This window comes from Pseudarthrobacter sp. HLT1-3 (assembly GCF_059383535.1).
Genome location: NZ_JBWZCJ010000001.1, coordinates 202,138 through 226,469 on the forward strand (window position 1 = coordinate 202,138; position 24,332 = coordinate 226,469).

General features: G+C 66.1%; 18 protein-coding genes. 8 read left to right on the top strand and 10 right to left on the bottom strand.

The annotated features are described in order from the left end of the window. Positions 1 to 20: 20 nt before the first annotated feature. Together AC50X9_RS00910 and AC50X9_RS00915 are read right to left on the bottom strand one after the other, a co-directional pair. On the bottom strand, positions 21 to 545 hold the full coding sequence (locus tag AC50X9_RS00910) for a hypothetical protein (RefSeq protein ID WP_494889146.1): 525 nt from the start codon (positions 543 to 545) through the stop codon (positions 21 to 23). 136 nt (positions 546 to 681) lie between these two features. After that, a complete protein-coding gene (locus AC50X9_RS00915; RefSeq protein WP_494889148.1) occupies positions 682 to 1,527 on the bottom strand; it encodes an alpha/beta fold hydrolase in 846 nt (281 codons plus the stop codon). Between the two features lie 179 nt (positions 1,528 to 1,706). On the opposite strand from AC50X9_RS00915, the gene AC50X9_RS00920 reads away from it, so the two are divergent. Next, positions 1,707 to 1,874, top strand: coding sequence for a DUF8730 family Cys-rich protein (locus AC50X9_RS00920; protein ID WP_192815714.1), 168 nt, complete (start codon positions 1,707 to 1,709; stop codon positions 1,872 to 1,874). A gap of 126 nt (positions 1,875 to 2,000) precedes the next feature. On the opposite strand, the gene AC50X9_RS00925 is transcribed toward AC50X9_RS00920, so the two are convergent. After that, positions 2,001 to 2,918: a serine hydrolase gene (locus AC50X9_RS00925; RefSeq protein ID WP_494889150.1), complete on the bottom strand. Its 918-nt coding sequence runs from the start codon at positions 2,916 to 2,918 to the stop codon at positions 2,001 to 2,003. Between the two features lie 187 nt (positions 2,919 to 3,105). On the opposite strand from AC50X9_RS00925, the gene AC50X9_RS00930 reads away from it, so the two are divergent. Next, the gene (locus AC50X9_RS00930) at positions 3,106 to 4,026 is read left to right on the top strand and encodes a 2-hydroxyacid dehydrogenase (protein ID WP_494889152.1); all 921 of its coding nucleotides are present in this window, start codon (positions 3,106 to 3,108) and stop codon (positions 4,024 to 4,026) included. Here the strand turns inward: AC50X9_RS00930 and AC50X9_RS00935 are convergent. Continuing rightward, on the bottom strand, positions 4,023 to 4,415 hold the full coding sequence (locus AC50X9_RS00935; protein WP_494889154.1) for a VOC family protein: 393 nt from the start codon (positions 4,413 to 4,415) through the stop codon (positions 4,023 to 4,025). The genes AC50X9_RS00930 and AC50X9_RS00935 overlap by 4 nt on opposite strands. Before the next feature lie 84 nt (positions 4,416 to 4,499). Further along, positions 4,500 to 5,027 carry a DUF427 domain-containing protein gene (locus AC50X9_RS00940; RefSeq protein ID WP_494889156.1) on the bottom strand — a complete coding sequence of 176 codons (528 nt, stop codon included), beginning with the start codon at positions 5,025 to 5,027 and terminating at the stop codon, positions 4,500 to 4,502. A 182-nt stretch (positions 5,028 to 5,209) separates the two neighbouring features. On the opposite strand from AC50X9_RS00940, the gene AC50X9_RS00945 reads away from it, so the two are divergent. The 4 genes from AC50X9_RS00945 to AC50X9_RS00960 all read left to right on the top strand — a co-directional run bounded on the left by AC50X9_RS00945 (position 5,210) and on the right by AC50X9_RS00960 (position 12,687). Then, the gene (locus AC50X9_RS00945) at positions 5,210 to 6,946 is read left to right on the top strand and encodes an ABC transporter ATP-binding protein (RefSeq protein WP_494889158.1); all 1,737 of its coding nucleotides are present in this window, start codon (positions 5,210 to 5,212) and stop codon (positions 6,944 to 6,946) included. Beyond that, positions 6,943 to 8,976, top strand: a complete 2,034-nt coding sequence (locus AC50X9_RS00950; protein WP_494889160.1) for an ABC transporter ATP-binding protein — start codon at positions 6,943 to 6,945, stop codon at positions 8,974 to 8,976. Before AC50X9_RS00945 ends, AC50X9_RS00950 begins: the two co-directional genes overlap by 4 nt. A gap of 1,750 nt (positions 8,977 to 10,726) precedes the next feature. After that, the gene (locus AC50X9_RS00955) at positions 10,727 to 11,881 is read left to right on the top strand and encodes a TauD/TfdA family dioxygenase (RefSeq protein ID WP_494889162.1); all 1,155 of its coding nucleotides are present in this window, start codon (positions 10,727 to 10,729) and stop codon (positions 11,879 to 11,881) included. A gap of 11 nt (positions 11,882 to 11,892) precedes the next feature. After that, on the top strand, positions 11,893 to 12,687 hold the full coding sequence (locus tag AC50X9_RS00960; RefSeq protein WP_494889164.1) for a TauD/TfdA family dioxygenase: 795 nt from the start codon (positions 11,893 to 11,895) through the stop codon (positions 12,685 to 12,687). Between the two features lie 277 nt (positions 12,688 to 12,964). Here AC50X9_RS00960 and AC50X9_RS00965 read toward each other — a convergent pair whose 3' ends face one another. Continuing rightward, positions 12,965 to 13,465, bottom strand: a complete 501-nt coding sequence (locus tag AC50X9_RS00965) for a hypothetical protein (RefSeq protein WP_494889166.1) — start codon at positions 13,463 to 13,465, stop codon at positions 12,965 to 12,967. Between the two features lie 251 nt (positions 13,466 to 13,716). On the opposite strand from AC50X9_RS00965, the gene metH reads away from it, so the two are divergent. After that, positions 13,717 to 17,367, top strand: a complete 3,651-nt coding sequence (gene metH / locus AC50X9_RS00970) for a methionine synthase (protein ID WP_494889173.1) — start codon at positions 13,717 to 13,719, stop codon at positions 17,365 to 17,367. Here the strand turns inward: metH and AC50X9_RS00975 are convergent. The 4 genes from AC50X9_RS00975 to AC50X9_RS00990 all read right to left on the bottom strand — a co-directional run bounded on the left by AC50X9_RS00975 (position 17,357) and on the right by AC50X9_RS00990 (position 23,390). Further along, positions 17,357 to 20,188, bottom strand: coding sequence for an ATP-binding cassette domain-containing protein (locus AC50X9_RS00975; protein WP_494889175.1), 2,832 nt, complete (start codon positions 20,186 to 20,188; stop codon positions 17,357 to 17,359). The two genes, metH and AC50X9_RS00975, sit on opposite strands and share 11 nt — an antisense overlap. Beyond that, positions 20,185 to 20,742: a hypothetical protein gene (locus AC50X9_RS00980; RefSeq protein WP_494889177.1), complete on the bottom strand. Its 558-nt coding sequence runs from the start codon at positions 20,740 to 20,742 to the stop codon at positions 20,185 to 20,187. Before AC50X9_RS00980 ends, AC50X9_RS00975 begins: the two co-directional genes overlap by 4 nt. 141 nt (positions 20,743 to 20,883) lie before the next feature. Continuing rightward, positions 20,884 to 22,026 (bottom strand): amidohydrolase family protein, encoded by a 1,143-nt coding sequence (locus AC50X9_RS00985; RefSeq protein WP_494889179.1) that lies wholly within the window; start codon positions 22,024 to 22,026, stop codon positions 20,884 to 20,886. Next, the gene (locus AC50X9_RS00990; protein WP_494889181.1) at positions 22,026 to 23,390 is read right to left on the bottom strand and encodes a type I glutamate--ammonia ligase; all 1,365 of its coding nucleotides are present in this window, start codon (positions 23,388 to 23,390) and stop codon (positions 22,026 to 22,028) included. Before AC50X9_RS00990 ends, AC50X9_RS00985 begins: the two co-directional genes overlap by 1 nt. Positions 23,391 to 23,661: 271 nt before the next feature. On the opposite strand from AC50X9_RS00990, the gene AC50X9_RS00995 reads away from it, so the two are divergent. Further along, a complete protein-coding gene (locus AC50X9_RS00995; RefSeq protein ID WP_494889183.1) occupies positions 23,662 to 23,967 on the top strand; it encodes a hypothetical protein in 306 nt (101 codons plus the stop codon). The last annotated feature ends 365 nt before the right edge of the window (positions 23,968 to 24,332 follow it).

The window sequence follows — 24,332 nt, forward strand, 5'->3', positions numbered from 1 at the left end:
GTACGAGAGCCGGGGTCAGGTCACCCGGCTCCGGGCGCGAAGTTGTCAGCGTTGTGGCATTCGCAGCCTTGGATCGTCGCCACGTCGCTCTTCTCCCAGCGGGTCCAGTCGGACCAATTGTCGCTGTCGCCGCTGCGGACGCGGAAGGAAACCAGCTGGTAAACCTCCGCCTCGTGGTGGTGCGACTTCTCCGGCACGTCCCAGTAGCTGTGGAGCGTCACGGAGCCGTCGCGGGGACCGAAGGACTCCTGGATCGTTGACTCCCCTAAGCTATCGTCATGCCCGTGGTGGTCAACTTCCACGCGCAGCTGCCGGATGTCCACGGTCTTCTTGCCATCGCAGTCCACATAGATCCGGAAGCCCACCGTGTGGTGGTGTTCGGTGGGCTTCAGCGGATCCACGGTGCAGCCGCGTTCGGAGGTTGAGGCGCTGGCCGGACCGGCCAAGCCAACAGGTCCCGCGATCAGCCCCAGGGCCATCGCCGGGATCAGCACAATCTTGGCGCCCTGGGGGCGGGACTTTCCTGGTGATTTGATGATGGACATGATTCGGTTCTTCCGACTAGGACGCGGAATTCTGTGCTTCCATCCTGCGCCTGCTGCGGCCGGTGATCAATATCCAGTCCGGGGCAATCCCGGGCCGCGCCCGGCGGTCACCCCGCCCCGCCCCAGGCGAGTCAGCCTAGGCCTGCGGCTTCGCCAGGAACCCCAGCAACGCCTCGTTGACCTCGGCGGCGTGGGTCCAGAGCATGCCGTGCGGGGCGCCTTCGATCTCCACGTACTCGGCGCTGGGCAGGGCCTTAGTGAACTGCCGCCCCGTGACGTCGATCGGCAGGATCTGGTCCGCCGTGCCGTGCACGATCAGCGCGGGGACGTCTATCTTGGGGATGTCGGCGCGGAAGTCGGTGAGCCAGGGCGGCTGCGCGGCTGCCGAGGCAGTAGGACCGCCCGAGGTCGCGAGGTTCCAGCTAGCCCGCATGACTTCCTCGCTGAGCCGGGGCGTGCCGAGGAAGGTGTCGCTGTTGTAGAAGTTCTTGAAAAACTCGGTGAAGAAGGCGTACCGGTCGGTCGTCACGGCTTCCATCAGGCCGTCGAACACGGACTGCGGGACACCCCCGGGGTTGTCGTCGGCCTGCAGCACGTAGGGCTCCAGCGAGGCGAGGAACACGGCCTTCGCCACCCGGGCCGAACCGTAGGTGCCGAGGTAGCGGCCCACTTCGCCGGTTCCCATCGAGAAGCCCACCAGCACGACGTCGTTCAGGTCCAAGCTGTTAAGCAGGGAGTTCAGGTCCGCGGCGAAGGTGTCGTACTCGTAGCCGTCGGTGGGCTTGCTGGACTTGCCGAAGCCGCGGCGGTCGTAGGTGATGACCCGGTAACCGGCGCCCAGCAGGGCCGTGGTCTGCTTCTCCCACGACGATCCGTCCAGCGGATAGCCGTGGATCAGGACCACCGGCTGCCCGCTCCCGTGGTCCTCATAGTAGAGCTCGATGTCAGTGCTGTTCTCGGTTCCAACCTTGATGTAAGCCATGTCAGCAGTCCTTTCGGTACGGTTCGGAAGTCAGTTCGTGCAGGAGCGGCCCAGCCCTGGTGCCACTGTACGGAACCAACGCCGCCCGGCAACAGGGGGTTCCCGCCAGCCGCATTTCTTCCGGACATACCCCTAGGGGTATAGTTATTAGTACAGACCCACCAACCAAGGAGAACCAGATGTGCCGACAGGTTGCATGCAAGAAGTGCGGGAAGACCACCTGGGCCGGCTGCGGCCAGCACGTTGACCAGGTCATGCGGGGCGTCAAGAGCGCCGATCGCTGCAAGGGTCACGAGGGTGAAGTCAGCACTAAAACCGGCTTCTTCGCCAAGCTCTTCGGCCGTTAAGAGCGGATCTCCAGCTGGAACGCGCAGCCCCCGATGCACCTCGTGCAGCTGGGGCTGAGCCCTTTAACGTAGCTACCCGACGACGCCGGTTCCGCCAGCACTCCTGCCCCCGGCCCTGGGTCCTGGCTACTCCAGCAGGTCCCGGCTCACAACGTCCGCCAGCTCGTGGATCATGGCCAGGCGCGCCTCGCTCTCGCCGTCCTCGCCCCACGTGTAGATGGCCAGCGCGTACGAGCGGTCGCCGGAGGTGAGCAGGGCCGCGTCGTGGACGTAGCCCCCCAGTTCGCCGTACTTGTGCTGGACCGTGATCTCCGGGGAGATGCCGGCGGGGATGAGGCGTTCGTTGTTGGTCTTCTGCATGTAGCCCAGCAGCTCCTCCGTGTTCTCGGCGTTGAGCAGTTTCCCGGTGGAGAGCTGCTTGAGCAGGTCCGACATCTCGGCCGGTGTCAGCAGGTTCTGTTCGGGGTCGTAGCTGATCCCGATGGACGCGGCGTATTCGATCAGCTTGGGGTAGCCGATGTCCTGCATCAGCAGCAGCCAGGCGTCGTTGCTGCTGGCGTTGACCATGGCCTTGACCTGGAAGGCGGCGTCGTAGCTTCCCAGCGGCACCTCCAGCGACTTCTCGCCGGTCTCCACCAGGTGGTAGTAGGCGGCCGCCGTGATGATTTTGGCGGTGCTGGCGGCCACGAACTCCGTGCCGTCGCCGTAGCTGCGCGGCTCGCCGTCGTGGGTGTCCGCCAGCGCGACGCCGATCCGGTAGTCGGGGTTCGCCGCCAGGATCCGCCCGATCTCGGCGTCGAGGTCGACGGCGGCCCGCGGGGCCGGCGTCTCTTCGGCCTTCGCTTCCTGGGCCGCGGCGGCCTGCTCCTGCCTTGGGTCCATCGGGCCGGCGATGAAGTCCGTCCCGTTGGCCGGCACGGTGCGGACGACGGCGACGCTCGCCGTGCCCAGCAGCACGAGGGCCGTGGCCGCCCAGACCAGGAGAAGCTTCCCCCTGGCATTCAGGGAACGGGCGGCCGGGCGGGGTGAACCCGAGGTGTTCATGGTGCAGGACCTTTCACGTCGCAGAGGGGTTTCCTGCAATCTATGCCCGGCCGGGGGGCATGTCCAAAGGCCGCGCGGGGCAACACGAAGCTGAGGGAAAACTCCCAGCCGGGACCGGGCCGGATATGGGACACGGCCTGCCCCGTAAGCGCCACTGGGCGGCTGAAGCACCACTAGGCTGGCAGCTATGCCGAGGAAAATTACTGTCAGCCTGCCCGACGCGACCCTGCGTGAGTACCTCCAGCCCCACCCCGACGTCACCGTTCTGGAGTGGGACCTGTCGGGGGAACCGCCCCGGCCGCGACTCGACATCGTGGTCCCGCCCTACATGGGCGGCATGCAGGTCCTGCGCGGCCTCGCTGCTGTGGAAACCGGGATCGTGCAGAGCCAATCGATCGGCTACGACGGCGTCACGGAGTGGCTGCCCCCGGGCCGGGTGTACGCCAACGCCGCCAGCGTCCACGAAACCTCCACCGCCGAGATGGCCCTGGCGCTGATCCTGGCCAGCCAGCGCGAGCTCCCGCGGCTGCTGCAGAACCAGCAGGAGGGCCGGTGGGAGACCCGGCCCACCGCCAGCCTGGCGGACCGGCGCGTGCTGATTGTCGGCTACGGCGGCGTCGGCAAGGCGATCGAAGACCGGCTGCTGCCCTTCGAAACCACCGTGGCCCGGGTGGCCAGCCGGGAACGGACGGACCCGCGGGGCCACGTCCACGGCATCGCGGAGCTGCTCACCCTGCTGCCCGAGCACGACATCGTCATCGTAGGGGTGCCGCTCAGCGAAGGCACCCGCCACCTCATCGACGACGCCTTCCTGGCGGCCATGCCCGACGGCGCGCTGGTTGTCAACGTGGCCCGCGGACCGGTCGCGGACACCGACGCGCTGGTCCGGCACACCGCCACGGGCCGGATCCGTGCCGCCCTGGACGTCACCGATCCCGAGCCGCTCCCGCAGGACCACCCGCTGTGGCGGACGCCCGGCGTCATCATCAGCCCGCACGTGGGCGGGGCGAGTTCGGCCATGCGCCCGCGGATGGGCCGGCTGGTCCAGCGGCAGATCGAGCTCATGCTCGCGGGCGAACCGCCGGTCAACGTGGTGCTGAACGGCTAAGTCCCGGGCTGCCGGGAAGGCGGCCCAGAGTTGTCGCGCGCGGTGTCCACCACGCAGAAGCGGTTGCCTTCCGGGTCGGCAAGGATCACGTAGTCCGCATCCGCCGGCCGCTTGCTCCACTCGACCCGGGTGGCGCCCAGGGCCAGGAGCCGCTGCACTTCGGCGTCCTGATCCTCGGTATACAGGTCCAGATGCAGGCGCGGGGGAACCTGGACGGCAGCGGGCACGCGGTCCAGGGAGATACACGTGCCGACGCCGCCCGGCGGCTGCAGGACGACAAAGTCGTCGATGGGCTCGCGCCGCAGTTCATAGCCCAGCGCGGCCTGCCAGAACCTCATTTGGCGTTCGAGGTTGCCCACCCGGATGACGATCGAGCCAATGGTCAGCATCAGGCCAAGCTACACCGGCCTGCGGTCTTTAGGGGCAGCCCAGAAGGCGGGGGCAAACCTTGCCGGAACGCAAAACCGGTGTTCTCACCACCCGGCAGTGCCCGGGCCGCCCTTGAACGGACCGACGATCTTCGTGGTGATCCACCCGCCGTAAAAATCACCATCCTGGGAGGTCACTTGCTCGCCGTCGACCTCGCAGGAGTCCATGTGACCGGGGTAGAGGGCCACCCGGGTACTGAGCGCCTCGAAACCCCGGGTGGGTTCCGGGTAAGTCCAGCCGGCACGGGGAACGACAAGGCCGCCGGCGACGACGTCGAAGTACCGCGCTTCACCCTTGAACTCGCAGAAGCTGGTTCCCTCGGCCGGGACGAGCACTCCGGTACGGAACGAGTCCAATGGCAGGTAGTAGACAGGCGGGTGACTCGTCTCCAGGACGCGCACTGAATCGGTGGTGTCGGCAATCACTTGCCCGCCAAGCCGCACGACGACCCGTTCGGACCGAGGCTCAAACCTTGGCGGTCGCGGGTAGTCCCATACCGATTCTTGACCGGCCGTGGGTTTAATGGGCTCGGGACGCCGGAAGAAGCCGGAAACACCGTGAGCAGGGTTCATGTCCCCATGTTGCCATCTTCCGCCGGGATGGAATGCGAGCTGGGCCTAATTGGCGCATTCGGCCGCGGCGGGGCGCAGACACAGCGGATTCGCCTTGAGAGGAACCCGGTCCGCTCCCGGCCTCCGGACGTAAACTGACCTTCGGATCACCGCTAGTGAAGTGTGCGTGGCTGGGAGACCGGATGCTCTGGAAACTGCTCGTCGAATACCTGCGGCCGCAGCGCCGGCTGCTGCTCGCCGTCGTCGTCTTCCAGCTGGCCGCCTCCATCGCGTCGCTGTACCTGCCCACCCTGAACGCGGACATCATCGACCAGGGCGTGGCGAAGGGGGACACGGACTACATCCTGCGCGTCGGCGGGGTGATGCTCATGATCACGCTGCTGCAGGTCGCCTGCACCATCGCCGCCGTCTACTTCGGCGCGAAGGCCGCGATGGCCTTGGGCCGGGACGTCCGGGGCGCGATCTTCACCCGGGTCGCGGAATTCTCCGAGCAGGAAGTCACCAGGTTCGGCGCGCCCAGCCTCATCACCCGGTCCACCAATGACGTCCAGCAGGTCCAGCAGCTGGTGCTGATGTCCGCCACGCTCATGGTCACCGCGCCCATGCTGAGCATCGGCGGCGTCATCATGGCCGTCCGGCAGGACGTGCAGCTGTCCTGGCTGATCGCGGTCAGCGTGCCCGTGCTCCTGGTGGCCGTGGCGCTCATTCTCACGCGGATGGTGCCGCTGTTCCGGCTCATGCAGACCCGCATCGACACCGTCAACCGGGTGCTCCGCGAACAGCTCACCGGCGTCCGCGTGGTCCGCGCCTTCGTCCGCGAGGACGTGGAAACCGCCCGCTTCACCCGGGCCAACGAGGACGTCACGGACACCGCCCTGCGCGCCGGCCGGCTGATGGCGCTCGCGTTCCCCACCGTGATGCTGGTGCTCAACGTCTCGTCCGTGGCCGTGATCTGGTTCGGCGCGTTCCGGATCGAGGACGGCTCCATGCAGGTGGGCACCATGATCGCGTTCCTGAGCTACCTCATGCAGATCCTGATGTCCGTCATGATGGCCACCTTCATGGCCATCATGATCCCGCGCGCCGCCGTCTCCGCGGACCGGATCGGCGCGGTGCTGGGGACCGAATCGAGCGTCCGCCCGCCCGAGCACCCGATCAGCCTGTCCGGCGCCGGCCGCGGCGAGCTTCAGATGCGCGACGTCGGGTTCGCCTACCCGGGTGCCGAGGCGCCGGTCCTCTCGGACGTCAGCTTCACCGCCCGCGCCGGGCAGACGACGGCGATCATCGGGGCCACCGGCTCCGGCAAGACCACCCTGGTGAACCTGATGCCGCGGCTCTTCGACGCGACGTCCGGCTCGGTGCGGATCGACGGCGTCGACGTGCGGGAACTGCACCCGGACCTGCTCTGGGGGCACATCGGCCTGGTCCCGCAAAAGCCGTACCTGTTCTCCGGCACGGTCCGCAGCAACCTGCTCTACGGCAAACCCGAGGCCACCGAGGAGGAACTCTGGCGGGCGCTGGCCATCGCGCAGGCGGAGGACTTCGTCCGCGAGATGGAGGGCGGGCTGGACGCGCCGATCTCGCAGGGCGGCACCAACGTCTCCGGCGGGCAGCGGCAGCGGATCGCGATTGCCCGGGCGCTGGTGAAACGGCCCGAGCTCTACATTTTTGACGACTCGTTCTCCTCGCTGGACACGGCCACGGATGCCCGGCTCCGGCAGGCGCTCAAGCGGCACACCGCCGGGGCGACGCTGGTGATCATCGCCCAGCGGGTGTCCAGCATCGCGGACGCGGACCAGATTTTGGTGCTCGACGACGGCAGGATCGTCGCGCACGGAACGCACGAGGAGCTGTTGGAGACTTCGGAGACGTACCAGGAGATCGTGAACTCCCAGCTCGCGGCGGAGGAGGCGGCGTGAGCAAGGTCGAGTCGCAGACGCCCGGCACGGGCGCCGGCGGAACTGCCGGCGGAACCGGTGCCGGCGGCGCCAAGGAGGCCCCGCTGCGGATCCCGCGCCCGGCCGGCGGCCCTGGCCGCGGCGGCCCGTTCGCCGGAATGAACATACCGGCGGAGAAGGCGATGAACTTCGGCCCCTCCGCCAAGCGGCTGCTGGGCGAACTCCGCCCCGAGCGGCTCTGGCTGACGCTGGTACTCATCCTCGCCGTCGTGAGCGTGACGTTATCCGTGATCGGCCCGCGGCTGCTGGGGGAGGGCACGAACCTGATCTTCTCCGGCGTCGTGTCCAAGCAGCTGCCCGCCGGGGTGAGCAAGGCGCAGCTGATCGCGCAGCTGCGGGCGGCGGGGGAGAACCAGAAAGCGGACATGCTCAGCGCTATGGCGCTGACGCCCGGTACCGGGATCGACTTTGCCGCGCTGTCCTCCGTGCTGCTGTGGGCGCTGGTGTTGTACGTGCTGGCCTCGGGCTTTATGTGGATCCAGGCGTATATCCTCAACGGCGTCGTGCAGCGAACAGTGTTCCGGCTGCGCGAACGGATCGAGGCGAAAATCAACCGGCTGCCGCTGCGCTACTTCGACACCGTGCAGCGCGGGGAGCTGCTCAGCCGGGTGACCAACGACGTCGACAATATTTCGCAGAGCCTGCAGCAGTCCATCAGCCAGGCCGTGACCTCGGTGCTGACCGTTGCGGGGGTGCTGGTGATGATGGTCATCCTGTCCCCGACGCTGGCAATCATCGCCCTAGTGACCATTCCGCTGACGCTGGTGACGACGGCGGTGATCGCCAAGCGCTCGCAGAAACTGTTCGTGGCGCAGTGGAAACACACCGGCGAGCTGAACGGCCAGATCGAGGAGACCTACACCGGGCACGCGCTGGTGAAGGTGTTCGGCCGGCAGCGCGAGGTGGAGGAGACGTTCCGGCAGAAGAATGTGGAGCTGTACCAGGCCAGCTTCGGCGCCCAGTTCATCTCCGGGCTGATCATGCCGGCCATGACGTTCATCGGAAACCTGGTCTATGTGGGGATCGCCGTGGTGGGTGGGCTGCAGGTGGCGTCCGGGACGATGCAGCTGGGGGACGTGCAGGCGTTCATCCAGTACTCGCGGCAGTTCACCCAGCCGCTGGCCCAGCTGGGGTCGATGGCGAACCTGCTGCAGTCCGGCGTGGCGTCGGCCGAGCGGGTGTTCGAGCTGCTCGATACCGAGGAGCAGTCGCCGGATCCTGCGCCCGGGGTGGCTCCCACGGCGACGCGGGGGAAGCTGGTGTTCGAGAACGTGTCCTTCGCGTACACACCGGACAAGCCGCTGATCGCGGACCTGAGCCTGGTGGCCGAGCCGGGGCAGACCGTGGCGATCGTCGGGCCCACCGGGGCGGGGAAGACCACCTTGGTGAACCTGATGATGCGCTTCTACGAGCTCGACGCCGGCCGGATCACGCTCGACGGCGTGGACGCCACCGCGATGACGCGCGATGAACTGCGCTCGCGGATGGGCATGGTGCTGCAGGACACCTGGCTGTTCGGCGGGACCATCCGGGACAACATCGCCTACGGCCGGCCCGCCGCCACCGAAGCGGAGATCCTGGAGGCGGCGCGGGCGACGTACGTGGACCGGTTCGTCCGGTCCCTGCCGGAGGGCTACGACACCGTGCTCGAGGACGAGGGCTCCAACGTCTCCGCCGGCGAGAAGCAGCTGCTGACGATTGCCCGGGCGTTCCTGGCCCGGCCGTCCGTGCTGATCCTTGACGAGGCCACCAGCTCGGTGGACACCCGCACCGAGGTGCTGGTGCAGAAGGCAATGAGTGCGCTGCGGTCCGACCGGACGAGCTTCGTGATCGCGCACCGCCTCTCCACCATCCGCGACGCCGACCTCATCCTGGTGATGGACGCCGGACAGATCGTGGAGCAGGGGACGCACGCGGAGCTGCTCGCCGCGGGCGGGGCCTATGCGGCGCTGTACGCGGCGCAGTTCGCGGCTCCGGTGGCGGAGGTTTAGCGACCCTGCTCGACTGGACGAGACCCGCGAGTAGAAGATCCACAGTGCGACAGGACGGGTTGCCTCATCGTCTGAGGGTTTACATAGCGGCCATTATCGACGCTGGGAAATCCTTGGGGAGTGACGGCAAAAGGACGGCATCCCAACCCAAGCCGACGCGGCCTACGACTCGGCCGAGCGTAGGGGAGGCCTCGACCACGTTGCAGACCGTGAAACCGTCCAAGCCCGTCTCAAATCTGACCGAGACCAAGCGACGCCGCCGGCAGCGGCCATCGCGTCAACGCACAGCAAAGCCCACAAAGCTCGAAAGTCGCACACCCTTCCGGGCGCCCCTAAACAGGCGCTGAAGGGTCTCAGCCGCTGACCACACGCGCCTTCGCACTTACACAGGGGAGGCCCTCGAGAGGGAGTCGTACCTTACTGTTTCGGCCGTGGTTTAGTAACTTCTTACTCTAAGAGGGTTGGCTCTGCCGGACCGCTTTGCCGTTCGTTGGGCGCACACTCGGGATGGCGCATGGACCATCCCCTCCGTACGTCGACGACGTTTTCATTGTCGAGGTCTTCGCCGGCTCCAAACAGAGTGAAAACGGGTCGATTCGCTTGTACGTTACAGGTGCGACTGATCCCATCGGCGTCTCGGGCTTTCCCGGTCGCGATCGTGACGCCTTCCTTTGGAAGGTCTACGGTGATCGTGTTTCCCCAGGGGCCCCATTCCAGGTCGACCTCAACCGTAGTGTCTATCTCGGTCGGCTTTGGCTTGATCTTGATCCAGACCATTCCGGAGTAGTCAGCTGGCCAGCAGCCGAAGTGGTTTTTGCAGGCCCATTCTTCGGAGTCTCCACTCCACGGATCCCAACGGCTGCGCCAAAGTGACTTAATCGACATAGCTACCCATCCTCCCCCTCCGTACAGCTTGTCCAAATGGTCTGCGTGTTTCAAGGGCGGGAGGTTGGCGTGCTCGTACCTTGAGAGCTGTGAGCGGGAAATAACCGGGCATGCTGAACCTGTCCCACGGGCTGTTTCCGCCCAGCGTGCCTGGATTTCCTCATAGCTCCGCAGGCCTACGCGTCCGCGGAATTTTCTCAGTCCGAATGCGAGCTCATGGGCGTCCGCCGCGACAGGCCCCGGGCGTTTTCCATGCACGCATTCCCTCTTCCGTCCCAAGTGTCTCAGAAACGTCCCGCCAGCGTTGATGTGCTGCGCCGCGGGTCACGATATTCCTATCACCGATTAGGCGGATCGGGATAAAGGGAGAGGGCAGGTTCGATGATTAGGACGAAGATACGTAACACTGCAGCAGCGCTGGCGCTAGCTGCAGCCATTACTACAGGAGGAGCAATTGTTGCTCCTCAGCCAGCGGAGGCAGCCGTAGGCTACTGCGGCGGCGGGCGCTGCACGATCTACCTCAGCAAGGCAGAAACCCGAGACTTGGGCAACGGTCGCGTTCCGGCACCTCCGGCATCGGCTCCGGTTCAGATCCGGACCGCGTATTACGCGCTGGCATACGGACATCGGTGGTTCGCGCAGCAGTATGCGAACAGGGGTTGGTGCTCCGGGTTCCGGTTGTCCATCTATCCCTGGGAGTCGCAGGGGTACTTCGGTTACGCCTGCTGATCGGAAAGAAGGTGTGGGCCGCACTTGCGGCCCACACCTTTCTATAAAGCGGTGAGAACACCGCCCTTCGTGGCCGCATAGCGGCTTCACAATTTTCAGCCACTCATTCGGAATCGAGATAAAGGCGGCTACAAAGATGACTACCAGCCTCGTCAAAAGCGTCTGCCAGGAGTGGGCGACGATCGCACTGAACGACGACGAGTCAGCCAGGCTCGCGGAAGCAGCAACGCGATCCACTAGCGATCCACGCGTGGATCCCGCCGACTTTCGTGAGGAAGCCAAGAGTGGTTGGGCTGCGCTCAGTGAGTGCACCAGGAACAGGATCGAGCGGTTCGCCGAGGGAATGACTTCTCGTCCTGAGGTTTACATAACCAATCTTCCTGTCGACCCTGATCTGCCTCCCACCCCGCGCGTCGGCCAAATGACGGATGTGGTGGCTAACACCTTGGGTGAGTTCATCATGGTTACGTTCTCACTCGCTCTTGGGTTTCCCATCTCCTTTCGTGATCAGCGGGCCGGGCGCCTTGTGCATGACGTGTACCCGACCAGTAAGAACGCGGAACAGGTCTCAAGCCAGAGTTCCTCGGTGTCCCTTGGATTCCACACCGAGATGTTTTTCCATCCTGCGCCGCCCGACTTTCTGATCTTGCATTGTCTACGAGCAGATCCTGCCGGCAGAGCGGCGACCAGTATCGCATCCTTGAATGACATCAAGAGTCGACTCACCGCTCGGGAAATCGCGGCTCTGACCGCGCCGATGTTTGCCGTGGATCTAGCCCGAATGCATGGCACTTACCAATGCGAAGGCCGACCCATTCGGCATGATGATGCACGGCCGGTCATCCCGGTCCTTGATGAACATGCTGTCGGGGTCCAGTTCCGATTTGAACCGGAACTCACCACCCCCGTAGGGCAGGAGGCCCGTCACGCCATGGCAGCTGCGGACAAGGCGGCGGAGGCTGTTGCTGTTTCAGGCAAGCTTGCACAGGGTGGCATGCTGCTTCTCGACAACCGTCGGGCGGTGCACTCTCGCTCGCCTTTCAAGGCCAACTTCGATGGTCGTGATCGTTGGTTGCGCCGTATGATGGTCGGCGCTCATCCTTCGGGTAATTCATCGGGCGCGGCTTCCGCAAGGGGATTTCACGATCGCCCTGACCTTGAGCTGGCCAGGGCATGGGAACGTGCGGGTGCGTCAATGCAGGTGATCCCCTATCCACCAGAGGATCGTATGGGCCAGGCCGTTGCCCACACGGGTGCAGAAATGAACCAGATAAGGGAGAGTCACCGATGAGCCTGCCATGGTTGACCGATATCGAATACGGCTCAACTTCTATAGGGCTACTGGCAAAGGACATGGACGCAGTGCTGCGAGAGCGCGGCGTCGTCAGGGTTACAAGCTTCCCAGCTTCGGCGATCGAATTCATCCACCTCCTGGAACGCTTGGGCACGCCGCTTAGGTACTACGGAGGGGGCACTGGCACGCACCCGGATCATGACGCGATATGGCGGGTCAGTTACGATCGCGAGGGAGCGCGACGTGGAGAAGCGCACGCTATCGATGGTCCGCTTGCCGTGCATTCCTCGCAGTCACTTTTGGAACTCAGACCGCGGTATTTCTGCATGCTGATGGCTAGTCCCGGCTGGCAGGACCGAGAAGAAGGAATGAATGGAGAGTCCCTGCTAGTGCCTTGGGCGGATGCCTTGCGGAGGCTATCCGAGGCTCACCCCTTAGATTACTTGCGGATGCTGAAGATGCTCCTATCTGGCATCCCTTATCCGGACGGAGTCACGCGCTCAGTTGCCTACTCGATAGAACCGAAACAACACGAGTATGACTACGGCGTCCGTCTTAAGAGTGACTTGCTCCAACACCTGCAGGGAATCGCGCCAGATGCCGACGTAACCCAGGTTGTTGCATCGTTGGCCGAGGCGGCTCAGTGGGCTGCCCTTCGCGTACAACTCAGGGCGGGGGACCTTGTCGTCGTGGACAACAACCGCTGGGGTCACGGACGGGAGAGCGTTATTGGTCAACTACCCACTGAAGGTGGTGGCTGGGATCTTAATCCGCGCGAACTCTGGAGCCTCACTCTCGCCTAAATCAAGATCCTCTCCAGCCATCTCTAAGGTTGGAGCCGCCCACTGAATTGAAGCTCCGGTCAACCGCTATTTGACCGGAGCTTCGCCATGCCAGAGTGAGGGGCTCCGCCGACAGAAACTATCATTCTGGGAACGCCTCTCTAACACCCCCAAAGTAGCCACTTGGGCGTGCTGGTGAGCCTGCGTAGTCGGGAACCTGCGAATACAGTGCCTCAATTGCACGATTTAGCCTCCGAGGACGTGTGTTGCCGCGGGGTCGGTGATTTGCTGGTTGTGGTTATGAGTGAAGTGCTGCGCGGGCGAAGGTTTGCCCTGGCGTGTTGACGGTGTTGGCTTTGAGCCCGAAGCGGTCGTCGAAGATGCCGAGGTTCAGCAGGACTTCTTGGGCGTCGACTAGCAGGGCTTGAACGGTGTTCTGTTCCAGTTCGGCTCCGGTGCGGGTGCTCCAACCGAGCGCGCCGAGACCGAAGGAGACGGCTTCAAGGTAGTCAGCCCATCCGGTTCGTTTCCCTGCCGCGACTTCGAGCAGGAGTAACAGCGCCGCGTCGCGCTCGGAGTCATGACGGTGCCGGTGGGCAAGAACTCGTGCCAGGAAAAGCCAAAGGCCTGCGGGATCATCGAGCAGCCGCTTGGTGGCAGATGTGAGGACGAGCCTGCCTTTGATTTTGCGGATCAGGCCGAGTCGTTGAGCGCTTTCGCGCAGCTGAAGGACGGGCAGGGTCTGGTCCTCACGGTTGGCTTTGCCGATCCACTCCTTGGCCAAGCCGAGCTCTGTCATTGCCTCGCGGACCACGGCTGGCGGCAGCCAGCCGGCAGCGGTGAGGGATAGACCGTCAAGCCCGACGCGACGGGTGAGCCAGAGATAGGGGCGGTCATCGCCTCGGCGACGTCTGCTTCGACCGTTGCGGGGCCGTCGAGGCCGGCCCTGATCAAGGCACTGGTCGCCGGGACCGTCTCAGGCCCCCCACCCGCAGTCGTAGTACATGGAAACACGCCGCAATGTTTCGGGCCCCGCCGTAGTCTGTTTGGATGCCTCGTTTTGCGCTTGATATTGAGTCCGTGCCCCGCCCCGTCCGCGCCCAGGAGCTGCTGGATGCGGTGAACCATCGGGTCGTCATTGCCGATGGGGCGATGGGCACCATGTTGCAGGACCGGGAACTGTCCCTCGAGGACGATTTCCTGGGGCTGGAAGGCTGCAACGAGATCCTCAATGCCACGCGGCCCGATGTCCTCGCGGACATCCATGACGCGTACTTCGCCGCGGGAGTCGACGCGGTCGAAACCAATACCTTCGGCGCGAACTGGTCAAACCTCTCCGACTACGGCATCGACGACCGGATTGAAGAGCTCGCCCGGAAGGGCGCTGAGATCGCCCGTGAGCGAGCAGAAGCGGCAGAAAAAACAGACGGGCGGATGCGTTGGGTCCTCGGCTCGATGGGGCCGGGCACCAAGCTCCCCAGCCTCGGGCACACCAGCTACGACTACCTCAAGCAGACCTTCGCCCTGCAGGCCGAGGGCCTCATCGACGGGGGAGCGGATGCCTTCCTCATCGAAACCAGCCAGGACCTCCTGCAGACCAAAGCCGCGGTCAACGGCTGCAAGCAGGCGATCGTGGCCCGCGGCGTCCGGCTCCCGATCTTCGTCGAGGTGACCGTCGAGACCACCGGAACCATGCTGATGGGCTCCGAGATCGGCGCCGCGCTCACCGCGCTCGAGCCGCTCGGCGTCGACGCCATCGGCCTGAACTGCGCCACCGGGCCGGATGAGATGAGCGAGCACCTGCGCCACTTGGCCAAGCAGTCCTCGGTGGCGATCGCGTGCATGCCCAACGCCGGACTGCCCGTCCTTGGTGCCAACGGCGCGCACTATCCGCTCTCGCCCAGCCAACTCGCCACCGCCCACGAGCAGTTCGTGCGCGAATTCGGTCTGGGCCTGGTGGGCGGCTGTTGCGGTACGACGCCGGCGCACATGGCCGCCGTCGTCGAACGTCTTGCGCCCTTGCGCGCCAGCGTTGCCGTCACCAGCGGCGGGAGGGGCGCCGACGGCAGCCGCGTTCCCACCGAGCGTGAAGCCGGCATCGCTTCCCTCTACCATCATGTGAATTTCGACCAGGAGTCCGCGTACCTCGCCATTGGTGAGCGCACCAACGCGAACGGTTCGAAGGCGTTCCGCCAGGCAATGCTCGACGAGCGCTGGGACGATTGCGTCGACATCGCCCGCGGGCAGGTCCGCGTCGGCGCGCACCTGCTCGACGTCTGCATTGATTACGTAGGGCGCGACGGCGTCGCGGACATGAAGGAGATCGTCTCGCGGTTCGCGTCGGCCTCCACGCTCCCGCTCGTCATCGACTCCACCGAACCGCAGGTGCTGCAGGCCGGGCTCGAACACATCGGCGGACGCCCCGTGATCAACTCCGTCAACTACGAGGACGGCGACGGCCCGGACAGCCGCTTCGGGCGCATCATGCCACTCGTGAAGGAACACGGCACCGCCGTGATCGCCCTGACCATCGACGAACAGGGCCAGGCACGCACCACCGAGGGCAAGGTGGCCATCGCCTCGCGCCTGATCGATTCCCTGGTGGGTGAATGGGGGATGCGCGTGGAAGACATCATCGTCGACTGCCTGACTTTCCCCATCGCCACCGGCCAGGAAGAAACCCGCCGGGACGGCATCGAAACAATCGAGGCCATCCGCCAGATCACCGCGAAGTACCCCGGTATCCACACCACGCTCGGCGTCTCCAACGTGTCCTTCGGCCTGAACCCGGCAGCGCGCATGGCCCTGAACTCGGTGTTCCTGCACGAGGCCGTGCAGGCGGGCCTGTCCAGCGGCATCATTGACGCCGCCAAGATCGTGCCGCTCGCGTCCCTGCCGGAGGAGCAACGCAAGGTGGCCCTGGACCTCGTCTGGGACCGCCGCGAATACGACGCCGACGGCAACAACACCTACGACCCCCTGAACAGCATGCTGGACCTCTTCGCCGGCGTCGACACCGCAGCGCTGAAGGACCAGCGCGCGGCGGAACTTGCGGCGCTGCCCACCGGCGAACGCCTGGCGCGGCGCATCATCGACGGCGAGGGCAAGGGCCTTGAAGAGGACCTCGACCTCGCACGCAGCGAAGGCATGACCCCGCTCGCCATCATCAACGACCAGCTGCTCGAGGGCATGAAGGTGGTGGGCGAGCGCTTCGGCGCCGGCGAGATGCAGTTGCCGTTCGTGCTGCAGTCCGCCGAGGTGATGAAGACCGCGGTGGCTCTGCTTGAGCCGCACATGGAGAAATCGGATTCCTCGGGCAAAGGCACCATGGTGATCGCCACCGTGCGCGGCGACGTGCATGACATCGGCAAGAACCTGGTGGACATCATCCTCACCAACAACGGCTACAAAGTGATCAACATCGGCATCAAGCAGGGGATCGCCGAAATCATGGCCGCGGCCGAGGAGCACAACGCGGACGTGATCGGCATGTCCGGGCTGCTCGTAAAGTCCACCGTGGTGATGAAGGAGAACCTCGCCGAACTGCAGTCCCGGCGCCTGGCGAAGAAGTGGCCCATCATCCTCGGCGGCGCAGCCCTGACCCGCGCCTACGTGGAGCAGGACCTAGCGGAGCAGTTTGAAGGAACCGTCAGGTACGCCAAGGACGCCTTTGAGGGCCTGGCACTGATGGAACCGCTGGTGCAGGTGGCCCGCGGCGCCGACCCGGCCGCCGTCGGCCTTCCGCCGCTGAAGAAGCGGATCCATAAAGGCGGCCCGAAGTTCACGGTGACCGAGCCGGAGGCGATGCCCGGCCGGTCCGACGTCGCCGCCGACAATCACGTGCCTTCGCCGCCGTTCTGGGGCACGCGCATCGTGCGTGGCGTCGCACTCCACGACTACGCTACTTTCCTCGACGAACGCGCCACCTTCATGGGGCAGTGGGGGCTCAAGCCCGGCCGCGGCGAGGACGGCGCCTCCTATGAGGAACTGGTGGAACGCGAGGGCCGGCCGCGCCTGCGGTACTGGCTGGACCGCATCCTCGGCGAGGGAATGCTGGATGCCTCCGTCGCGTACGGCTATTTCCCGGTGGTCTCCGAGGGGGAGCAGGTGGTGGTGCTGCACCACGGGGAGGACCGCGACGGCGTCCTCGGCACCGCGGGACTGCTCGCCCCCGACGGCGGCTCAGGCGGCCCGATCGGCACCGAGCGGCTGCGCTTCAACTTCCCGCGCCAGCGCCGCGACCGGCACCTGTGCCTCGCCGACTTCGTCCGCTCGCGCGAATCGGGGCAGATCGACGTCCTTCCGGTGCAGCTGGTCACCGCCGGCTCGAAGATCGATGAGGTGACTGGCGAGCTGTTCAAAGGCAACCACTACCGCGACTATTACGAACTCAACGGCCTGGTCATGCAGCTCACCGAAGCGCTCGCGGAATTCTGGCATGCACGCATCCGCTCGGAGCTGGGCTTCGCGGCCGAGGAGCCGAAGGACAAGGCCGGCCTGTTCAAGCTCGACTACCGCGGTGCGCGGTTCTCGCTCGGATACCCTGCGTGCCCGGACATGGAGGACCGCCGCAAGGTGACCGAACTGCTGCGTCCAGAGCGGATGGGCGTGGTCCTGAGCGATGAGCTGATGCTGCACCCCGAACAGTCCACCGACGCGTTCGTGTTCCACCACCCGGAGGCGAAGTACTTCAAGGTGTGAGTTGAAGCCGGTCCCTTAACTGGGCGGGTTGGGCCTGCGCGGCCTGCCCACCCGCGCTGGAGATCGGCTTCACCCGTCGGAGGGCGGCGAGAATGGCGCGGCCCACCACAGCGATTCCGATGACCGTAGTGATGGCACGCAGAGTGTCCCAGCCCGCCGTCGAGGTCACCAGCGAGTAGAGCAGGAAGCTGCTGAGGTTCGTGGCTAGCGGCGCGCCGGGCACGTAGGAGATGCCCGTGCCGGCGCCCACCGCGAAGGGCCAGAACCACAGGTTGGTCAGCAGGCCGAACACGTAGGACGCCAGGACGCCGTAGCCGCACAGCATCCACAGCTCGGCTTTGCCCTGCACCCGGCGGGGGAGCAGGCCGGCCCCCGCGCCCACCCACGCACAGGCGAAGATCTGGAACGGCGTCCACGGTCCGATGCCACCCCACACAGCACTCGAGAGGGCGATGGTGGCGGCACCGAGGAGCAGGCCGAAACGGGCACCGAAGGCCCGGCCAGCCAGGATCAGCAGGATAAACACTGCCTCCACGCCCCCGACGCCGGTGCTCGCCACCCGGACCGCCGAACCGACGGCGGCCAGCACGCCGAGCAACGCCACCGTGTGTGCAGAGCGGACGGAGCCGTCCATTGACACGACGACGGCGGCGGCGGCGATCGGCGCAATAGCCAGCGCCGCGTAGGGGAGGGCCGCGGCGGCGTCCTCCGGGAAGGCCGCAGCGAGCAGCGGCCAGCAGAACGCCCCGAGAGCCAGAAGGTTTGCAGCTGCGAGAACTGCAAGCTCGGCGCCCCGCGGCATCCGGATGCGGCGCTGTCTGGCCGCACCCTGGGTGTCTGTTCGTTCGATGACCCGTGGCATCAGTCGGGCGTTTTCCTGCCGGCGAAGCGGGAGCGGCGATTCAGGCGCATTGGCCGGCATTGAAGAGGGCGCGACGCCGTCACGCATCGGGAGGATCCGGGCGCCGAGGCTGTGGGCGAAGTCGAGGTCGTGCGTGGCGATGAGGACCGCCGCGCCGTCGTCCGCCGCTGCCCGCAGCGCCGCGGCGACCGCTGTGCGCGCCGCCGGATCGAGTCCGCGGGTGGGCTCATCGATCAGGAGTACCTGGGGGGCGTCCATGGTCTGCAGAGCGATGGCAAGGATCCTGCGTTCTCCCGCAGACAGGTCCCGGGGATGCTCCTGTCCAATAGGCATTCGGACGTCTCCCCACAAGAGGGCCAGGCGGGCAGCTGCCGAGCCGGGCACAGACCGTGCGCTGTTCTTTCGGCGCGACCGACGCCGATCTGCCGCCCGGAGCTCTGCCGCGACGGTATCCCTGGTGAAGAGGTCGTCAGACGCGTCCGGGACGAGGGCGACGCGGCCGCCCTCGACTCTGCCGCCGTCGACCGTTCCTTCACCGAGGGCAAGCGCCACCAGCAGGGAGGACTTCCCGGCACCGTTCGGACCCACCAGGGCCACCACCTCACCGCGGTGCAGGCTCAGGGAAGCCTCGCGCACGAGTGGCTTGCCTTTGCGGTGCACCGCGAGCTTTGCCGCAGTCAGCACGGGCGCGAGGTCAGCCGGCACTGCCGGCGCCGGACGGGCATCGGCAGGGTGCAAAGGCGCGGATGGCGCGGCACCCGGCACCAGGGCGCCGCCGTCGATGGTCCACCACGAATCGGCAACCGGTACGAGCTGCGCAGCCCGGTGCTCCGCCACGACGACGCAGACACTGTCAGCGCGGGCGAGGGCGTTGAGCACGCCGATGACGTGTCCGCGTGCTGCGGTGTCAAGGTCGGCCAAGGGTTCATCGACCAGGAGCAGGGCAGGCTGATCCACCACTGCGGCGGCGATGGCTACGAGCGTGGCCTCACCCGCCGAGAGGGTGCTGACATTCCGGTCCAGCAGCGCCGACACACCGATACGTTCCGCGACCTCCAGCACCCGGACCTTGGCGGTCCCGGGTGCCATGCCTCGCAGCTCAAGTGCGAGGGAGATTTCGTCCCGGACCCGGGTGCTGGCGAATGCTGCGCGGGGATTCTGCAGTACGACGCCGATGAGGCGGGCGGTGTCGCGGGGCGGCGTGGTGGCACGGTCCGTTCCGGCGACGCGCACGGTGCCGGAAATTTCTCCACCGTCTACGTGTGAAAGGAGGCCGGCGATACCCCGCAGGATGGTGGATTTGCCGGATCCGGTCGGCCCGGTAATGACAGTTATGGACCCGCTGGGCGGTGCGAACCCTGCGACGCGCACCTGCGCGTCACCAATGCGGAAGTGCGCGTCCCGGACAAGAAGAGGGGCTTCGATGCCCTGGCCGGGTTGCTGGGGTGCCCGGCTCCCGAAGCCGCGCAACTCCAGGGCCGCGGCAACCCGGCCCGCGTGCTCAAGCGTGCGCTCGAGCACCGGCACCAGGGCTCTGGGTCCGAAGCGTTCGCCCCGCAACCGGAACGCCAAGTGGACGGAGGTCACGGCGTCGGCAAGCGCCGGAAGCGCCGCCCACGCCACCACCAGCATCCGGGCCAGGCCCTGCGCGGGGCCGCGGCGGGCCAGGTGCACGAAGCCGCGGGCCACGTCCACCCAGGCGTTGAGCAGCCCGAAGGCGAGGAACATCCCGGCAATCGGCAGGGCGGACAGGACCGCCGCCCACAGCCCGGGCGCCGTAACCGGACCGAGGAGGACCACATGGGCGTACGGGGCAGGCAGCCGGATCGCCGGCAGATCGAACAGAACCGGTTCGCCAATGCCCGCCCCGTTGAAGAGGATGCGGTAGATGACCCGCGCCGCGATGAAGACGACGGCGAGGACCGCCGCCGCGCGAAGCGGCGCAGGTCGAAAGGTCATGCCGCGGGGGCAGCCGGTTCGCCGTCGACCGTAAAGAGCAGTTCCAGGCTCTCGCCCGGGCTCACCTGCAAGGTGGCTAGGCCTTCCTGCGCGTACGCCCAGTCACCGGAGGCCGGCTTAACCCAAAGAGCCCAGTAGGCAAAGGCGGCGGGCATCTTGCTGCATTCTTCCCGGTACGTGCCGCCCTTGTGGGTGATGTCGAGGTCTGCGGCGGGCACACCGTTCACACGGCACACCAGTTCGTTGGGATATTCGGCAGTGCCCTCGGTTTTCACCTTTGCCTCGTCCAGCACCTTGGAAGCGGGAGTCGGCCCGTCGACGGTCACGCAAACGGAGGAATCAGCGGCGGCCTGCTTCAGGGCGCCCGAATCGACGATGACCTTCACACCGGCGCAGGGCTCGGAGGCGGCGCTGGATGAAGCCGTTGCCGTAGGCGCCGTGGCAGAGGTGGTTGGCTGGGTGGCGGCCGGCGTGGAACAGGCGGCGAGGGTAAACAGGAGACCGGCAGCGGCGAGGGAGGTCGCGGCGGCGGTGCGAATCTTAGTCAAAGTCACGTGACAAGGGTAGGGCGTTGCTGATGCCTATGCGGAGGCCGTCGCGTTGTGTGACGTTGGGTCTCCAGGTAAGCCAACGTCGCAAACCCGCTAGCCCTTGCCACCTTGGACGGCGGCTTGCTCGGGATCTCGGGTGGGCGCTCAGGGGAGCGCATACACGCGGCGGGCGTTGTCGTGTGCGATGAGTTGCACGATCCTGCGGGCGTCCACCTCGGAACAGTCGTCGTCGTCGATCCATCCGCCGACGACCTTGGTGATGGCGTTGCGCCACAGTCTCGCTCCGAGGTAGTGGAGTTCGGCCGGGCCGAAGGCGTCGGAGGAGTAAAGAATCTTCGTGAAGGGTGCCAGTTCGAAGGAGCGGGCCACCAGATCCCGGCTCCGTGACCCGGTGAAGTTCACGGCAAGGCCCACATCGATGTAGACGTTTTCAAAGGCGTGCGCCAAATAGCCGGCTTCGCGCTCGAACGGATAGCAGTGGAGCAGCATGATGGGTGTGTCCCGGACGTCGCGGGACCGGAGGAAATCCAGGAGGTACAGGGGATTGGTCCTGTGGAGGTCCAGGCCGCGGTCACCGAATCCCACATGGAACTGCAGCGGAAGTTTCATCGACACCGCCGTGTGGATCCCGTGGGCAATAAGTGTCACATCGGTGAGCTTCGCGTTGCTGCCCGCACGCGGGTTCTGCTGCCAGCGGCCGGCTGCTTCAACCACCGCAGCCGGTGCCGGCCGGCTGAGCTTCCGGTCGAATCCTGCACGGTAGGCGAGCACTGTTTTGACGCCCACGGCGCTGCGGGTGAGCTCGTGAAGCCGCTGACCGAACTCGTCGACGTAATCTGCCGGGTTGGCGATCTCCCGGATCAGCGACTCCGCGACCAGTTCCAGCCGAACGATCTCATGGGTCCGCCCGCCCGAGGCCTCGGCCATGCCGGCCATGCCGAGGTAGTCAGCGGCATCCAGGCCGGTATCGATCAGCCAGTCGCTCACGCCGGCAGCGCGGGTCATGCGCCGGCTCACCTCGAGTTCTCCAAGCTCGGAGCGCCGGCTCCAGTAGTCCGCCGGTGAGGCGTGCCGCGGCAGATCAAGAATGCCGCTGCACCAGCGCCGGATGGCGAGTCCGATTTGGGTGTTGTAGGTGTCCTCGGGGTTGGCCAGCGGTTCGGTGTTTCCTTCGTTGAGCGAGTTCTGAAAGCGTGCCTCATCGCCGTCGGCGTGGAACGCGCCATGCACGTGGTGATCAATCAGGCTGACTTGTTCGACGAAGTCGGGGAAAGAACCGCCCGCCATCAGATCGACCAGGCCAGTCGAAAGCGTTCCGCAAGCTCGTCCGGCGAGAGTTCCGCGGAGATTCGCTGTTCGTAGCGCCGGACGGCGACCGTGGCATCGACGATGGCGTTTCCGAGCAGCCCGCGGGCAAGGCGTGATGTGTCCAGCGTGTCGATGATGGCGGCGGGGGAGTCCGGGAGCAGCCGGACGTTGGCCCGGCCCCGTTCGCCTTCCGAGAGCCGTCCCGGGTCACCCGGGATCTCTGCCGGAAGCCGGCGCCCGCCGCGGATGCCGTCAAGGGCGAGCGCCAGAATGGATGCGGACGCCAGATACACGTTGGCCGACGGGTCGACGATTTTCACCTCGACGTTGGCTCCGTGCGGATTGCTCTGGCCCTCGTTCAGGAAACGCACTGAGGCTTCCCGGTTTTCCAGGCCCCAGCACAAGTAGGCGCCCGACCACGTGCCGGGGACCAGGCGGCTTCCGGACAAAACTGATCCCGTGAGGAAACCCTGGATATCGGGGAGTCCTGCGATGATGCCGCCGATGGCCGCGCCTCCCTCGTCGCGGATGCCGTGCGGTCCGCTGCCGCCGGAGAACAGCGGCAGGCCGTTCCTGTGGAGCGAAAAGTGCTGGTGGGCACCGTTCCCGACGGTGCCGGGAAAGGGCAGCGGGGAGAACGAGGCCTGCATGCTGTAGGCCCGGGCGGCGATGCCAACGATGAGCTTGGCAAGGACCACGGTGTCCGCGGCCTGGACCGGCGAAGCCGGGGGAAGAGAAAACTCGAACTGGTTTCTGCCGTACTCGGCGTGGATCTGCTCCACCGGAACTCCGGCGTGGTTCATCGCTGACAGCAGATCATCGAGGAATTCCGATCGGTCCAGAAGGCCGGTTGCCCCGTACGGAACCCAAGGTGCGTCTTCCAGCGCTGAACCGTCTGGGGCGACGAGGAAGAATTCAAGTTCGTGGCCCACGAGTGCCTGGTAGCCGGCCTCGTCGAGGCTGCCGCCGACATCGGCCAGAAGACCGCGGGCACAGGCCGGAGACGCGGCTCCGTCTTGTTCGAAAAGACTGCCCGGTGCCCACGCCCGGCCACCCGGCAGGACACGGAGCCCCGCGATATCGATCCTGAGGCGCATATCGCCAACGGTGGTGATGGTGTCCGTGAACGCTATTCCGCCGTCGATGGTGAAGACATGCCAGACGGGGGCAGCGCCCATCCCGGATTGCTGGAAGGTTTTGAGCCGGGCCAACGGGACGCTCTTGGCCAGCGTGATGCCCGAAGCGTTCACCACTGTGCCGATCACAGTGCGGACGCCGGCCGCTTCGAGCTCGCGCTGAGCCTTGGCAACAGCGGATTCGTCGGCTGATGCGATTTGAGCCATGCGCCTATCATGCGGCGCCTCCCCGCCCAATGAAAGGGTCGAAAGGTGTGCCGACTTTTGGCTTGCGACGACGGCACCAACATCAACGCCGCCATCCTCGCCTCCGGCGGCGGCTGGTCGGCACTGTATAGGCGCGGCACCCAACGCAGGCGGACGACGGCGGGAAGCCCCGCCGTCGCGCAGCACCGAGTTCACGCCGCCCCCCGGCCCTACCGGGATGCCGCTGGACGGCCTATCGTGGTCCTGATTCAGCCCGAGGAAAGGAACAACGATGTTCACCCTGCAGATTGGTTATCAGCTCCGGGACTACGCGGCATGGAAGAAGGTCTTCGACAGCGATCCCGCAGGCCGCGCCGCCTCGGGCGCCCGGTCTGTCCGGGTGTTCCGGGATGCAGAGGACCAGAACAGCATCGCCGTGCTCCTTGACTTCGACACCAAGGACGCAGCGACCGTCTTTCTGGAACGGCTACGCAGCCAGGTGTGGGACAAACCGGAAGTGATAGGGCAGCTGGTGTCGGCATCGCCGACAGCCAGGGTTCTGGAGGAGGTGGCCCGCGAGGGCCAGGGCGCCGGCTGACCGCTGAGAATCCGGCGGTCCTCGTCGGCTGAGTTAGCCGCAACTTCATGCGGGCCAGCGGGCCCAGGGGCCTGCGCTTCAATGCCGTGGCATGTTCATTCCCGGGTGTTGAGCTTCCAATGGACTCGGATGGCCTCGGCAGTCGGGCCAGCGGTAACGTCCACCCGGAAAGCAACGGGCGCGGTTCCTGTCTCTTCGATGACCGAGTCACGGTACCCGCGGCCGCCTGAGGGACACAGGGTGTAAAGATCTCCACCATCCGCAACGCCGACCTCATCCTAGCGATGGAATCCGGGCTTAGGGACAGCGCTGGGCAGGCGCCCGGCTGCGCCGTGGGCGCATCCGTAGCAATGGCTCGAGACGGA